This window comes from Flavobacterium sp. P3_A6 (assembly GCF_056403035.1).
On sequence record NZ_JBFUGG010000034.1, the window covers coordinates 1 to 14507 of the forward strand.

General features: G+C 34.5%; 16 protein-coding genes. 10 read left to right on the forward strand and 6 right to left on the reverse strand.

Annotated elements, in window-relative coordinates; all coding sequences use genetic code 11:
• Positions 1-531 precede the first annotated feature (531 nt).
• The 10 genes from miaB (at position 532) to groL (ending at position 8117) form a co-directional block, all read left to right on the forward strand.
• Positions 532-1977: a tRNA (N6-isopentenyl adenosine(37)-C2)-methylthiotransferase MiaB gene (gene miaB, locus AC1DVP_RS20375; RefSeq protein ID WP_477185307.1), complete on the forward strand. Its 1446-nt coding sequence runs from the start codon at positions 532-534 to the stop codon at positions 1975-1977.
• 87 nt (positions 1978-2064) lie between these two features.
• Positions 2065-2238, forward strand: coding sequence for a GxxExxY protein (locus AC1DVP_RS20380; protein ID WP_477185308.1), 174 nt, complete (start codon positions 2065-2067; stop codon positions 2236-2238).
• Positions 2210-2443: a GxxExxY protein gene (locus tag AC1DVP_RS20385; protein WP_477185309.1), complete on the forward strand. Its 234-nt coding sequence runs from the start codon at positions 2210-2212 to the stop codon at positions 2441-2443. The genes AC1DVP_RS20380 and AC1DVP_RS20385 overlap by 29 nt, the downstream gene beginning before the upstream one ends.
• Positions 2444-2509: 66 nt before the next feature.
• Positions 2510-2650, forward strand: a complete 141-nt coding sequence (locus AC1DVP_RS20390) for a hypothetical protein (protein ID WP_477185310.1) — start codon at positions 2510-2512, stop codon at positions 2648-2650.
• Positions 2651-2757: 107 nt separating this feature from the next.
• The gene (locus tag AC1DVP_RS20395; protein WP_477185311.1) at positions 2758-4014 is read left to right on the forward strand and encodes a sigma-54 interaction domain-containing protein; all 1257 of its coding nucleotides are present in this window, start codon (positions 2758-2760) and stop codon (positions 4012-4014) included.
• A gap of 94 nt (positions 4015-4108) precedes the next feature.
• Entirely contained in the window at positions 4109-4612 is a 504-nt protein-coding gene (locus AC1DVP_RS20400) for an LptE family protein (protein WP_477185312.1), read from the forward strand.
• A 103-nt stretch (positions 4613-4715) separates the two neighbouring features.
• Positions 4716-5675: a tetratricopeptide repeat protein gene (locus AC1DVP_RS20405; protein ID WP_477185313.1), complete on the forward strand. Its 960-nt coding sequence runs from the start codon at positions 4716-4718 to the stop codon at positions 5673-5675.
• Between the two features lie 11 nt (positions 5676-5686).
• Positions 5687-6034 (forward strand): preprotein translocase subunit SecG, encoded by a 348-nt coding sequence (gene secG, locus AC1DVP_RS20410; RefSeq protein ID WP_477185314.1) that lies wholly within the window; start codon positions 5687-5689, stop codon positions 6032-6034.
• A gap of 136 nt (positions 6035-6170) precedes the next feature.
• Positions 6171-6446 (forward strand): co-chaperone GroES, encoded by a 276-nt coding sequence (locus AC1DVP_RS20415; RefSeq protein ID WP_100431955.1) that lies wholly within the window; start codon positions 6171-6173, stop codon positions 6444-6446.
• Positions 6447-6488: 42 nt separating this feature from the next.
• Positions 6489-8117, forward strand: coding sequence for a chaperonin GroEL (groL, locus tag AC1DVP_RS20420; protein WP_077374656.1), 1629 nt, complete (start codon positions 6489-6491; stop codon positions 8115-8117).
• 290 nt (positions 8118-8407) lie between these two features.
• Here groL and AC1DVP_RS20425 read toward each other — a convergent pair whose 3' ends face one another.
• The 6 genes from AC1DVP_RS20425 to AC1DVP_RS20450 form a co-directional block, all read right to left on the reverse strand.
• Positions 8408-9088 (reverse strand): DedA family protein, encoded by a 681-nt coding sequence (locus tag AC1DVP_RS20425; protein WP_477185315.1) that lies wholly within the window; start codon positions 9086-9088, stop codon positions 8408-8410.
• 192 nt (positions 9089-9280) lie between these two features.
• The gene (locus AC1DVP_RS20430) at positions 9281-9658 is read right to left on the reverse strand and encodes a heavy-metal-associated domain-containing protein (RefSeq protein ID WP_477185316.1); all 378 of its coding nucleotides are present in this window, start codon (positions 9656-9658) and stop codon (positions 9281-9283) included.
• A 61-nt stretch (positions 9659-9719) separates the two neighbouring features.
• Positions 9720-11732 (reverse strand): TonB-dependent receptor plug domain-containing protein, encoded by a 2013-nt coding sequence (locus AC1DVP_RS20435; protein WP_477185317.1) that lies wholly within the window; start codon positions 11730-11732, stop codon positions 9720-9722.
• Positions 11733-11795: 63 nt separating this feature from the next.
• Positions 11796-12209, reverse strand: coding sequence for an HYC_CC_PP family protein (locus tag AC1DVP_RS20440; RefSeq protein ID WP_477185318.1), 414 nt, complete (start codon positions 12207-12209; stop codon positions 11796-11798).
• Positions 12210-12282: 73 nt separating this feature from the next.
• Positions 12283-13638 carry an MBL fold metallo-hydrolase RNA specificity domain-containing protein gene (locus AC1DVP_RS20445; RefSeq protein WP_477185319.1) on the reverse strand — a complete coding sequence of 452 codons (1356 nt, stop codon included), beginning with the start codon at positions 13636-13638 and terminating at the stop codon, positions 12283-12285.
• A gap of 36 nt (positions 13639-13674) precedes the next feature.
• A complete protein-coding gene (locus AC1DVP_RS20450; RefSeq protein ID WP_477185320.1) occupies positions 13675-14505 on the reverse strand; it encodes a restriction endonuclease in 831 nt (276 codons plus the stop codon).
• Positions 14506-14507 lie beyond the last annotated feature (2 nt).

The following is a 14507-nucleotide window of genomic DNA, read 5'->3' on the forward strand; positions in this document are numbered from 1 at the left end:
TAACTACTAATTCTTTTTGAGCGACATCAATTCCTAATACTTGCTTCAATACTTTCATAACTTTCTAATTTTGTTTATAATAAAGTGATGAATCTCCCTTCGTCTTTTCTCCTAGTTGGATATTCTGGATATTACGACTTGCGTAGTTCCTTACATTCTGTTCAGACTCTAAAAGATAAAAAGAATGAGGTTATATCTTTCCGACAATGTACTTCTTGAGTCATTTAGCGGGATTTCAACTCTCATCCTYTTTCACTTTATCATTCCAAATATATATCTTTGATAGGAGATTTTATAACTATGCAAACATAGGAGCGGGAAACAGCTCCTGAAACTTTTTTGATAGCTGATTAACTATTTTTGATTTCAAATGTAAAAACAGATAATAATAAGTAAGCAAGCCTTTTTTTAAATCATAAATTGCTATTCTAAAATCATCAATCTAAAATCCTTTAAATTTTGTTAATTCTTCGGCTGACATCTTGTCATAATCACTGTATTTGCCTTATCTTTGCGCTTTGAAAATACCCAATGGAAAAGATAATTGAAGAAAGCAAACAAGGGAACAGCCTTGTTCTAGAACATAAACCGGAAAATACCAAAAAACTTTTTATAGAAAGCTATGGCTGTGCGATGAATTTTTCGGACAGTGAGATTGTAGCGTCCATATTGTCCGGAAACGGGTACAACACGACCCAAGTGCTGGAAGAAGCCGATTTGGTTTTGGTAAACACCTGTTCGATTCGGGACAAAGCGGAGCAAACGATACGCAAACGCTTGGAGAAATACAACGCGGTGAAACGCACTAACCCGAAAATGAAAGTGGGTGTTTTGGGCTGTATGGCCGAGCGTTTGAAAAGTCAGTTCCTCGAAGAAGAAAAAATCGTTGACCTTGTTGTGGGGCCGGATGCCTATAAAGATTTACCGAATTTATTAAGCGAAGTTGAGGAAGGTCGGGATGCTATAAACGTGATTTTATCCAAAGAGGAAACATATGGAGATATATCTCCGGTTCGACTGATGAGCAACGGAATTACAGCATTTGTATCAATAACGAGAGGCTGCGACAATATGTGTACGTTTTGTGTGGTGCCTTTTACCCGCGGGCGTGAACGCAGCCGAGAACCGCAAAGCATTATGAACGAAATTCAGGATTTGTGGAGCAGAGGATTTAAGGAAATCACACTTTTGGGGCAAAACATTGACAGTTATTTATGGTATGGCGGCGGTTTGAAAAAGGATTTTGTCAGTGCGACCGAAATGCAAAAAGCGACAGCGGTGGATTTTGACCAATTATTGGAAATGGCTGCAGTTGCTTTCCCGAAAATGCGTATTCGTTTTTCGACTTCAAATCCACAGGATATGCACGAAAGCATTTTGCATGTTATCGCCAAATATCCAAACATATGCAAACACATACATTTACCGGTTCAATCGGGCAGTAATCGTATCTTAAAGGAAATGAATCGCCTGCATACGAGAGAGGAATATATGTCTTTGATTGATAAAATTCGTTCTATTATTCCAGACGGAGCCATCACGCAGGATATGATTTCGGGATTCCCGACAGAAACAGAGGAAGACCATCAGGACACTTTGAGTTTAATGGATTATGTGAAATATAATTTTGGTTATATGTACAGTTACTCCGAACGCCCAGGAACTTTGGCAGGAAGAAAAATGGAAGACGATGTCCCTGAGGCAACCAAACTTCGAAGATTACAGGAAATTGTCGATTTACAGCAAAAACACGCCTTAATCCGCTCACAAGAATTTATTGGGAAAACGGTAGAAGTATTGGTAGAAAAAGTTTCAAAAAAATCGACTGAAGAGTTTTCTGGAAGAAATTCACAAAGCATAACAGTGGTTTTTCCTAAAGAGAATTATAAAATAGGTGATTTTGTAAATGTAAAAATTAATTCTTGCACCTCGGGAACTCTGAAAGGAGAAGCAGTTGGTTTGAGTGATATGAATTAAGAATTTTGGCTACAGATTAAAATGATTTTCACAGATTTTTTGAAATCCTTTTAATTTTTTTAATATGTGGCTAAAAAACAAAATAATATGAACGGTTACAGAGAAGAAGAAAAAGAAACTTATAAAATCATTGGAATATGCATGGAGGTTCATAGAACTCTGGGGCCCGGTTTACTAGAAATCATTTACAAAGATGCTTTAGAAATAGAATTCAAAGAAAATAACATTCCTTTTGAAAAGGGAGAAAGAATTTACGATTGAATATAAAGGCAAAATTTTACCTCACAAATTTTATGCTGACTTTATTGTAAATGAAGACATAATTTTAGAAGTAAAAGCTGTTAAAGAATTCTCTAATGAACATATTGCACAAATTTTAAATTATTTAAAATTAGCAAATTCAGAAATTGGACTAATGGTTAATTTTCAAACTAAATCATTAGAATACAAAAGATATGCCTTATAAGATCATAAAGAATCTGTGAAAATCATTTTAATCTGTGGCAAAAGAAGAAAAAATAAAATCATTTATATGTCGAAAAAGAATATAATTATTGCTTTAATCACTTTTGTAGTTGCCTTTGGAACTACATTCTATATCATTAGAACTTATTTTCCAAAACACAAAACTGAAAAAGCAGCCATCCAAAAAGATACGCTAACAAAGCCATAACAGCAGAACCCTTTTATTTCAACAGATATAAAAAGTTTGAAAGTTTAGATTTAAAGTTTGCTTGGCAACTTGAAACATTAAACCTTAAACTAAAAAAACTAAAAAAAATGGATACAGTACAATCAATAAAACAGCGCTTTGAGATTATTGGGAATGACCCAAAGCTTAATCGAGCTATAGAAAAAGCCATTCAGGTTGCCCCTACTGATATTTCAGTTTTGGTGGCTGGAGAAAGCGGAGTAGGAAAAGAAAGCATACCAAAGATTATTCATTCCCTGTCACACCGAAAACATGGTAAATACATTGCGGTAAACTGCGGAGCCATTCCAGAAGGAACAATTGACAGTGAACTTTTTGGACATGAAAAAGGAGCTTTTACTGGCGCAACCAGCACTCGTGAAGGCTATTTTGAAGTAGCCAATGGAGGAACTATTTTTCTTGATGAAGTTGGAGAATTACCACTAACCACTCAAGTACGTTTATTGCGTGTTTTAGAAAATGGGGAATTCATAAAAGTGGGTTCGTCACAAGTTCAAAAAACGAATGTGCGAATCGTAGCGGCAACCAACGTCAATTTATTCAAGGCTATTGAAAAAGGAAAATTCCGCGAAGATTTATATTACCGTTTAAGCACGGTAGATATTAATCTGCCTCCGCTTCGGGAACGAAAAGAAGACATTCATTTATTGTTCCGAAAATTTGTTGCCGATTTTGCCAATAAATACAAAATGCCTCCTTTGAAACTAGATGATGGAGCTATTTTATTACTTCAAAAATTTCGCTGGAGCGGTAATATTCGACAATTGCGAAATGTTGCCGAACAGATTTCGGTATTAGAAACCAATAGAGACATTACTGCTGCAACTTTACAAACTTATCTGCCAAGCGAAGACAGTAATTTACCTTCGGTGATAAAAGACAAAAAAAACGATAACGATTTTAACACCGAAAGAGAAATTTTATACAAAGTCCTTTTTGACATGAAAAGTGATTTGCATGATTTAAAAAAACTGACATTGGAATTGATGCAAAACGAAAGTTCTAAAGTACAGGAAACCAACAAATCTCTTATCAAAAAAATATACGGTTCCGAAGAAGACAGCGAAATAGATTTTGAAGAGCAACCAAGAACTTCTTATTTATCCAATCCAAGCATACAACAAGATTACGAAGAACAGGAATCTAACAATTATCTTTTGGCCGAGACTATTGAAGAAGAAGAAATATTAAGACTTGAACAAAAAGAAATCGAAATGATTAAAAAGTCATTAGAAAAAAACAAAGGAAAACGAAAAGCCGCCGCAGATGAATTAGGCATTTCGGAACGTACTTTATATCGAAAAATCAAACAATTTGATTTATAACACAGTAAGAATCAAAAAACAAATTTCAAATCACAAATTCGATTTTTGTACATTTGAAATTTGAACCAAATTAAAATTTGGAATTTACACATCTATGAAAAAAACACATTATCTCATATTAATAATCAGTTCATTCATTCTAAACAGCTGTTCGGTTTATAACTTTACTGGAACTGGTAAAATTGATGCCAAGACCTACCAAGTAAACTTTTTTCCAAACACTTCGGATTTGATTGAGCCAGGTATAGACAGAACTTTTACTTTAACTTTACAAGATCTGATTCAAAATCAGACGAATCTGCACTTAGTAAAAAACAATGGAGATTTAACATATGAAGGTGAAATTACGGATTACCGTATTAGCCCAATGACAGCAACTGCCGATCAAAAGGCTGCTCAAAACCGATTAAAAATTAGAGTGCAAGTTAGATTTACCAATAAAAATAAAGAAGCAGACGATTTCGATAAATCTTTTGAGTTTTACTATGATTATCCAGCCGCACAACAATTAACAGGAGCAACAAAAGATGCTGCTATCAAAGAAATTTTCGAAAGAATTACGCAGGACATTTTTAACGAATCATTAGCTAAATGGTAATTTTAAAAGAATAATCAACCAGCAGTTTTTAGTCATTAAGCAAGAGAACATTTGACAGTATAAAATTGAATCCTTAAATTCTAAACACAGAATACGCAAACAAATGAACATTAGTAGTTATAATTATTTATTAAACCAACCTGAGGAAATCGACGAAACTCAAACTGTGGCTTTAGAAAAAGTATTGGATGAATTTCCATTTTTTCAAAGTGCGAGAGCGTTGCGCCTAAAGGGGCTTTACAATCAAAATAGCTACAAATATAACTTTGCTTTAAAAATAGTTGCCGCTCATACTACGGATCGAAGCGTTTTATTTGATTTTATAACTTCAGAATCATTTACGGCTATTCAAAAAAAGACCTACGAAAAAAAAATAGAAGAATTACTCAATATAACCGTAGTAGACAGTCAAATTATCCAAAAAGAAGAAGTTCAGACAATCAGGACAACTCCTTTGCAACACTCGATTCTCACTTCTATAAAAGAGGCTAATGCTAATATCCCTCCAAACAATTCTCTTTTTATTGATAAAGTAGACATCGATAAAAATATAGAACAGTCAATTCTTGATTCTATTAAAGAAGCCGGACTAACAAAAATTGAAGAAGAAACAACAGAAACAGCAAAAGACGTAAATATTGAAAAACCAATAGATTTTTCAAAATCAGAAACACATTCATTTCATCAATGGCTTCAAATTTCGAGAATACAGCCTATAATTAGAGAGATTCCAAAAGAAGAAACTAGTATGGCAATAGAACCGGATCCTGTCATCGATGAAAGTAAAAAGAAAAAAGCAGAATTAATAGATAAGTTCATAGAAACCAGCCCAAAGATTCCGCCAATAAAACCCGGAGTCGTATTTACTCCAAACCTGGATCTCAACAAAGAAGATAATTCTTATTTAATGACCGAGACTTTAGCTAAAGTTTATTTGGAACAAAAAAAATATCAAAAAGCGATACAAGCTTATGAAATATTAATTTTGAAATATCCAGAAAAAAGTAGTTTCTTTGCAGACCGTATAAAAGATATTAGGATAATACAACAAAATAACAATTAACAATAAATAGTATGTTTTCAATTTTTTTAGTTTTAATTACAATAGTATGTTTTCTATTGATCGTAGTAATAATGGTTCAGAATCCTAAAGGTGGCGGGCTTTCTTCTACAATAAGCGGTTCTCAAATGTTAGGTGGTGTACAAAAAACTACTGATTTTTTAGACAAAAGCACTTGGACATTGGCAACTATATTAATTGCATTAATCTTACTTTCTGGCTTGAGTTTCACAGGAACTTTGAGCGATTCAGATTCAAAAATTATTGACAATACTGAAACTGCAGCGCCAAAAACCACTAACGCTCCAGCTCAGAATGCACCTGCTGGAAATACACCTGCACCTGCAACTCCTGCAAAATAATTTGTTTAAATAAATACATAAAATGCCAGCCTGTCAAAGCTGGCATTTTTTTATAAGAAAAAATGTCAGTTTCCCCGTAATGGCATAATTTCTGAAAAGAAAAAAACAGTAAATTTTAATATAAACATAAAAAATCATGACATTAAACATTAAACCACTTTCAGACAGAGTTCTTATCGAGCCAGTTGCAGCTGAAACGAAAACGGCGTCAGGAATTTTTATTCCAGATACAGCCAAAGAGAAACCGCAAAAAGGAACAGTAGTAGCAGTAGGAAATGGAACCAAAGACCATACTATGACTGTAAAAATTGGTGATACCGTACTTTATGGAAAATACGCTGGAACTGAATTAAAATTAGAAGGGAAAGATTACCTAATCATGCGTGAGGACGACATTTTAGCAATCATCTAAAATCAAATACACAAATAAACGAATCAACAAATAAACAATAAAATGGCAAAAGATATAAAATTTGATATTGAAGCACGTGATGGTTTAAAGCGTGGTGTTGACGCATTAGCAAATGCAGTAAAAGTAACTCTTGGACCAAAAGGCCGTAACGTAATTATCGGAAAATCTTTTGGTGGACCAAATGTAACCAAAGATGGTGTTACAGTTGCCAAAGAAATTGAATTGAAAGATCCATTGGAAAATATGGGTGCTCAAATGGTAAAAGAAGTAGCTTCAAAAACTAATGATTTAGCTGGAGACGGAACTACAACCGCTACAGTATTGGCACAAGCTATAGTAAAAGAAGGATTGAAAAACGTTGCTGCTGGTGCAAATCCGATGGATTTAAAACGCGGTATAGACAAAGCAGTGGAAGCTATTGTTGCAGACCTTGCTAAACAAGCTAAAGTAGTAGGAAGCGATTCTGAAAAAATCAAACAAATTGCTTCTATTTCTGCTAACAATGACGAAGTAATTGGAGAATTAATTGCCAACGCTTTCGCAAAAGTTGGAAAAGAAGGTGTTATCACTGTTGAAGAAGCTAAAGGAACAGATACCTATGTAGATGTTGTAGAGGGAATGCAATTTGACAGAGGATATCTTTCTCCATACTTTGTAACCAATCCAGAAAAAATGGAAGCAGAACTAGAAAGTCCATACATCCTTTTGTATGACAAAAAAGTTTCTTCTTTAAAAGAATTATTGCCAATATTGGAACCTATTGCACAAACTGGAAAACCATTATTGATTATTGCTGAAGATGTTGATGGTGAAGCTTTATCAACTCTAGTAGTAAACAAATTGCGTGGTGCCTTAAAAATTGCTGCTGTAAAAGCACCTGGTTTTGGAGATAGAAGAAAAGCAATGCTAGAAGATATCGCTATCTTAACCGGCGGAACCGTAATCTCTGAAGAAAGAGGATACACTTTAGAAAACACCACTTTAGAAATGTTAGGTTCTGCAAAAAGAGTGACTATCGACAAAGATAACACTACAATTGTAAGTGGTGCTGGAGAAGCTGACATGATTAAAAATCGTGTTAACCAAATCAAAGGTCAAATGGAAACTACGACTTCTGATTATGATAAAGAAAAATTGCAAGAGCGTTTGGCTAAATTAGCTGGGGGTGTTGCCGTTCTTTATGTTGGCGCTGCTTCTGAAGTGGAAATGAAAGAGAAAAAAGACCGTGTTGACGATGCGCTTCATGCAACTCGCGCTGCTGTAGAAGAAGGAATTGTTGCTGGTGGTGGAGTAGCTTTATTGAGAGCCAAAAACGTTCTAAGCACTATTGTTTCAGACAACGCTGATGAAAAAACAGGAATCCAAATTATTTCTCGCGCCGTAGAATCTCCTTTAAGAACTATTGTTGAAAATGCAGGTCTTGAAGGCTCTGTTGTTGTTGCAAAAGTTAGTGAAGGTTCTGGAGATTTTGGATACAATGCCAAAACAGACGAGTACGTAGATATGCTAAAAGCTGGAATCATTGACCCTAAAAAAGTAACCCGTATTGCATTAGAAAATGCTGCTTCGGTTGCAGGAATGATCTTGACTACAGAGTGTGCTTTAATCGACATTAAAGAAGAAAGTGCCGCTGGTGGCCACATGGGTGGAGGTATGCCAGGAATGATGTAAAAATCAGCATTCTATTCAAATATAAAATCCGTCTTGAATTTGTTCTCGACGGATTTTTTTATGCCTTTTTCATCTAAGTCCTTTCATAATTTAGAAGCTGAAACATTTGGCTTTTTGGGCAATACTGTCCTGCTATCCGTTATACACGATCGACAGCGAACTGGCGAAGCACCAGGACAAGAGGCCGCATTTTGTCTTTTTACCATCATCTAAAAAACATTTATTCAATTTTTCAACATGAAAAAACCGTCTAGTTTTGAACAAGACGGTTCGTTTTATTTTCCTAAACTTTATTGATGAATAACTTTTTTCTTAATCAGCTTTAAAAAAACGGGCAGTGTAGATACTAAAATGATTCCTATCACTATTTTTTCAATATGCTCTTTTAAATCAATTCCCCACTGATCTATACAAAAACCATACAAATAATGACCTGAAAATATCAATACAAAAGACCATAAAACCGAACTCAATATATTAAAAAACATAAATTTTTTCTTGTCCATACTTCCAATACCAGCAACTATAGGAGCAAATGTTCTTACGATTGGCAAAAACCTTGCATAAATAATCGCTTTACCTCCATGTTTCTCAAAAAACTCTTTGGACTGGAGCAAATATTTTTTCTTGAACAAAAGCGTATCTTCCCTGTTGTATAAATAATACCCGCTTTTGGCTCCAAACCAATAACCTACCATGTTTCCAAAAACGCCCGAAAGAGCGACCAATGAAGAAAGTATCACAAGATTTATAAAGTCGCTTTCTATAAAAAGAATATTCTGAATTAAATCACGGCTATAAATTCCGGCAAGAAAAAGAAGACTGTCGCCTGGAAGAAAAAAACCGGCAAAAAGACCAGTTTCGGCAAAAACAATAAATAAAACAATATACAAACCCAGTTGAATGCCACCAATTGTAAAAGTTATATAAAATTCGGGATTTACTAATTGGGTCCATTCAAAATTACTCATAAATTCTTGTGTTTTATTTAGGCAGTGAAAGTAATAATAATTTAGGTGAACCACAATACAATACCTTATTTTAAAGTTTTATTAACGAATAAAAAACAAAAAAAAACACCAAATTGGATTTCCATTTTGATGCTTTTTTTATAATCTGAGAAAGTTCTAAAATTAATTTTAAAAGCTTTTCGCTAAAACAAATTACAGCCTTTCATACTGACAGCATGAATGAAGCTTATCATAATCTTCTTTAGATGATTTTACCAAATCTGTATCATGCCCAACTTTGGCGACAGCTTTTTTCACATCTACCAGAGAGCATTTTTCTTCATTAATAATTAAATTCAACTGATGTGTTTCAATACTCCATGAAGCTGATTTCACCCCAGAAACCGAATAAGCCGCTTTTTGAATTCTCTTTTGGCATTGCTCGCAGTTACCGTTTACTTCGGTAGTATATTTGGCATTTTTATTTTTACTTTCTTGGCCTTGAGCCGAAAATGCAAAGGCAGTCATTAATAAAACCAAAAAAATGTTCTTAATTCCGTTGTTTCTAAATTCTTGAATATTTGTTTTCATTATTTATTTTATTTTTAAATTATATTATCATTGTTATTGCCGTCGAAATTGACATTTTCCTTTATCTAATTTTAAACCTCAAGCCTGCATAATACATTTGTCCAAATACTGGCGCATATAAAATAGTCGCATCAAAATTGGAACCAAAAGGGTTTTGCGAATCCACTATCGCTTGACGTTGAGTATAATTCCCAATATTTTCACCTCCAACATACGCTTCAAAAGTATCAGAAAAAGTTCTAGTGATTTGGGCATTCATCAAAGAATAAGCAGGAGACTGATCTGGAAGCTGATAAGCAACTGGATTAGAAGCTGTATATGGTAATTGCTGCTCCCCAATCCAATTATACGTGAAATCAAATTTCCACTGTTGCCCTTTGTCAAAAAGATGGGTTTTATAACCTAAATTCCCAAAGAAACGATGCGCAGCCTGCAATGGTCTTTGATATTTTCCAGACAAATAATCGGTTTTGATATCATAATATTTGTACGCTGAACGCAATTCCAAATGCTCCATCAATTCATAGTTAAACTCCAATTGAAAACTATTGGCATACGAAGCGCCATCCAGATTATGAAAAACTACTGATTGCGGGCTCTCCATAATATCTACCACAACTTGATTCTGAAAATTGGTTCTGTAAAAATCGGCTGTCACGTCACCGTTCCTATTAAATAACTTGAATCCCTGCATAAAACTGAGGCCGTAATTCCATGCGATCTCAGGATCCAAACCATACAACTTACCTCCGGCATTTACTACATTAAAAGTTCTGGAACTGGCAAATAAGTTTTGATTTTCGGCAAAAATATTAGCAGGACGTTTCCCTCGGCCGATCGAAGCTCTCAAGACTCCTTTCTCCCAAGGATTATATTTCATGTGCACTCTTGGCGTAGCAAAAACACCCAAACGATTTCCATAATCAAGCCTGCCTCCAAGGATCAGGCTAAAATCATCCTTATTGTCAAAAGTATATTCAAAAAAAGCGCCAAGAGTATTATCTATTCTGCTATAATCTGTTGTGGTAACCAACTCAGAATAATTATCATAAGTAAAATTCAAGCCCGTGGCAAACTTATTCCTATCATTATCGAAAATGGAATTAAAAATCAAATTAGAGTAAAAACTATTTTGTTTAATATTGTAACCATTCAAACCAAAATAAGAATCTTGATTATAACTGGAAAATGCATTTTGGAAGCCAATACTTTGATATGGCTTGTCCTTAAAAACATAACCGATTTTTGTGGAAATATCTATTTTTTTGGTATCAATTTTGGAACCCCAATGATTAGTTGTCCCTTTATCGGAATCAGGATTAAAATCTAATTGCCCCATTAGTTTAGCATCATTCATAAATTGGAAATTAATAAAACTAACCCAACCCGTTTCGGCATTGTAATATTGATAGCGATTGAGTACGTTGATTTGTTTCTGTAACGGATTATCCAAGAAACCATCCTCGTTTTTATCCATTTTAGAATCTCGAATATTGCCATGCAATAATAAGCTAGCAGCCCATTTATCAGTCAATTTTGCATTAAGATTGGCATTTAGCTCAAACCGGGAATCGGTAGAACCGTAGACATTTAACAAAACAGGAACTTCTGTTAATGGCTTTACCAATTCGGTATTAATTTGACCCGAAATACTTTCGAATCCATTCACTACGCTTCCAGCTCCTTTGGTAATTTGAATACTTTCTATCCAAGGACCTGGTGTAAAAGAAAGCCCATATACTTGAGAAGCACCTCTAACGGAAGGAACATTTTCTTGAGTCATTAGCAAATAAGGACTTGTGAGTCCCAACATTTTGATTTGCTTCGTCCCTGTTAAAGCATCCGAAAAATTGACATCTATCGAAGGGTTTGTTTCAAAACTTTCGGCCAGATTACAACAGGCCGCCTTGAGCAATTCATTTTTAGTAACTAAAGTTGTATTTCCTGTAAGAGAATATGATTTTTGCAGTTCCTTACGTTTGGATTTTACTTTTATTTCGCGTAAAGTATCTTGTGAAGAGGCTCCTAAAGAAACCAACAAGAGCAATAAAAGCATTATTGTTTGATTTTTCATGATGTGTATTATAATGATTAAAGTATAGCCAAACCACATAAAATGGTTCGACTCAATTAAACATTATAATTTATCGTAAAGGAGATATTGGCTGTACAGCTTATAAAATGGGGGCGCATTGGCATCACAATAATAAGCAGGAGAAAGATTGTTTTTAAAACTAGGAACAGTATTAAAAACAGCATGCTGGCATACTGGAACTAAAAAAACATAATCAAATTGAAAAGAAAAAGATTTTACAATCTTGTCATCTGCTTTTTCCTTAAAAACAATTTTCTTGTCCTTACAGCAGCTTTCTTTTTTGACAGCTTTTTTCGAACAGCAATCTTTATCTTTTAGCAGAGATGATACCGTAGGCAAACTCAAAGAAACAGAAGCAATCTTACTGCCGCAATAATGCACATTAAAAGCAAAACCAACATTGGAGCCCAATATTAGAAATGCTAAAAGTATACTTATATGTTTCTTAATTCTCACGACGCAAAATTAGCAATATTATTTTGGTAAAAAAATCAAACTCTCGTTAAACTTTTTTAAAAACGCAGATTGACTATAATTCAAAAACCTGTCCCATCAAAGGAACCATACATTCAAAATCATATTTTTCTTGTATTTTCACTCTAAGTTCATCGGCAGGTTCATTTTCTCCATGTACTAAAAAGACTTTTTTGGGTTTTTCTTCCAGATCTGAAAGCCAATTAATCAAATCTTTTTGATCTCCATGAGCCGATAAGCCTTCTATTCCCACTATTTTGGCCTTTACTTCGAAATATCTTCCGTGTATTTTTATATCCTTTGCCCCTTCCAGCATTTTTCTTCCCCGAGTTCCTTCTCCTTGGTAACCAATAATAATTACTGTCGTTTCGGGCAATCCTATGTAATGTTCTAAATAACTCAAAATCCTGCCACCAGTAACCATACCGCTTGCCGCAATTACTACTTTTGGCTGTTTATTATAAATCGTGTCAATTGTTTCCTGATAATCTGAAATTATGGTAAACATTTTACACATTTCAGTAAATTCTTTTTCATTTAACCGATGCCATTTCCTATTACTCACAAAAAGTTCCAACATGCTAATTCCCATTGGAGTATCAATAATATAAGGAATGTTCGGAATTCTGTCTTCTTCTTTCAATTGCCAAAGCAAATACATTACACTTTGGGCACGTTCTACTGCAAAACTCGGAATTACAATAGTCCCTCCATTATGTATGGCAGCATTAATATACATTTCCAATTCCTCTTTAGGATTAATATCCGGATGAAGCCGGTTACCGTAGGTGCATTCAAGAAAAATATAATCTGCCTTTTTGGGCTTTGTAGGCGGAAACATCAATACGTCATTGTCCCTACCAATATCTCCGGAAAAAACAACCACTTTTTTTTCTAGTTGAAGTTCAATTGTACATGCTCCAAGAATGTGCCCTGCGTTAGTAAAAACAGCCTCAATTTCGACATCCAAAGCAACACTCACATTTGGCTGAATTATTCTAAAATGAGGAAAAACTTTTTCGGCTTGAACCACTGTGTATAATGGTTCAGCTATTTCATGCTTAGAAAACTTTCCTTCATTCGCTATCTTAGCATCTTCTTCTTGAATTTTGGCACTATCCAAAAGAATCAATTTAGCAACTGCGGCAGTGGGGCTGGTACAATATATTTTACCTGTAAATCCTTGATTTACCAACCGAGGCAACCAGCCACAATGATCCAAATGTCCATGGGTTAACAAAACAAAATCTATAGTAGAAGGCAAAATAGGCAAAGGCTCCCAATTAAGCTCCCGCAAAGATTTTAGTCCTTGAAACTGTCCGCAGTCTATCAAAATTCTAATACCATTACTTTCTACCAACGTTTTGGATCCTGTTACCGTGCCTACTCCACCAATACATGTGATTTTCATTTTAATACCATTTTAAATTAATTTCGACTCTTGAAATTACATAAACCTGCACAACTCTAAAGCTTCTTTCATTACATTTTTAATACGATTAGGACTCAAACCTATTCTTTCCAAATCACTTCTATTATTGACAATTTCGCGAACTAAAATAACATCCAAAATCAATAATTTTTCTTTTTCTGAAAGAGTTAATGTCGTTAAACAAGTTATGGGATACAACTGACGGTTGCTAATTTTGGATTTCAAATTATCGGTTTTCGGATAGTCCCAGCTCAACAAATTGAGACCTGAACATTTGGCAAAATCAACAGCATCTGAGGTAAAACGGTTATTGGTAACAATCCAGCATTTAGAAATACTATCACTTCTGGAAAATATTTCATGCTTTGCATCTTTTAAATCATTAAAACGGGACAAAATATACATGGGTACTTTCACATCGGTAGCAACATCCTTTCCTACATGAAACTTACACTCGACCATCGCAATACCATTGCTGTTCTTAACCAAAACATCTATTTCATGCGAAACACATTTGCCCCGCAAAATCAAATTAACTTTAGTTTCATAATGTTCCGAAGTAAAGAGTCTTGCAATGAATTTTTCGAAAAAAAAACCTGAAGGCCCCAATAATCGAATAGCTTCTCTTAAATTATATCGAGCCGCATTCGAATTAGAAGTTTTTTTAAGAAGTCTGAAAGCCGTTTTAAAAATGTGTTTTGTAGTAATCCCTTCATGAACATCTTTTTCAATAATCTCCAAAATATCGTCAACCACTGCAGATGCCGCTCCAGATTTCAATAGAGACTGTTTTAATTTTGCACGGTTAAAATCAACAAGAGCACCAGAATGTTTTACAATTTTCATTT

Excerpts from the sequence above, each read along its gene's own strand:
- AC1DVP_RS20445 (WP_477185319.1), bottom strand. The coding sequence starts at position 13,638 with ATGAAAATCACATGTATTGGTGGAGTAGGCACGGTAACAGGATCCAAA.
- AC1DVP_RS20450 (WP_477185320.1), bottom strand. The coding sequence starts at position 14,505 with ATGAAAATTGTAAAACATTCTGGTGCTCTTGTTGATTTTAACCGTGCA.
- AC1DVP_RS20395 (WP_477185311.1), top strand. The coding sequence starts at position 2,758 with ATGGATACAGTACAATCAATAAAACAGCGCTTTGAGATTATTGGGAAT.
- AC1DVP_RS20415 (WP_100431955.1), top strand. The coding sequence starts at position 6,171 with ATGACATTAAACATTAAACCACTTTCAGACAGAGTTCTTATCGAGCCA.
- miaB (WP_477185307.1), top strand. The coding sequence starts at position 532 with ATGGAAAAGATAATTGAAGAAAGCAAACAAGGGAACAGCCTTGTTCTA.
- secG (WP_477185314.1), top strand. The coding sequence starts at position 5,687 with ATGTTTTCAATTTTTTTAGTTTTAATTACAATAGTATGTTTTCTATTG.
- AC1DVP_RS20435 (WP_477185317.1), bottom strand. The coding sequence starts at position 11,732 with ATGAAAAATCAAACAATAATGCTTTTATTGCTCTTGTTGGTTTCTTTA.
- AC1DVP_RS20430 (WP_477185316.1), bottom strand. The coding sequence starts at position 9,658 with ATGAAAACAAATATTCAAGAATTTAGAAACAACGGAATTAAGAACATT.
- AC1DVP_RS20390 (WP_477185310.1), top strand. The coding sequence starts at position 2,510 with ATGTCGAAAAAGAATATAATTATTGCTTTAATCACTTTTGTAGTTGCC.
- groL (WP_077374656.1), top strand. The coding sequence starts at position 6,489 with ATGGCAAAAGATATAAAATTTGATATTGAAGCACGTGATGGTTTAAAG.
- AC1DVP_RS20405 (WP_477185313.1), top strand. The coding sequence starts at position 4,716 with ATGAACATTAGTAGTTATAATTATTTATTAAACCAACCTGAGGAAATC.
- AC1DVP_RS20400 (WP_477185312.1), top strand. The coding sequence starts at position 4,109 with ATGAAAAAAACACATTATCTCATATTAATAATCAGTTCATTCATTCTA.
- AC1DVP_RS20425 (WP_477185315.1), bottom strand. The coding sequence starts at position 9,088 with ATGAGTAATTTTGAATGGACCCAATTAGTAAATCCCGAATTTTATATA.
- AC1DVP_RS20380 (WP_477185308.1), top strand. The coding sequence starts at position 2,065 with ATGAACGGTTACAGAGAAGAAGAAAAAGAAACTTATAAAATCATTGGA.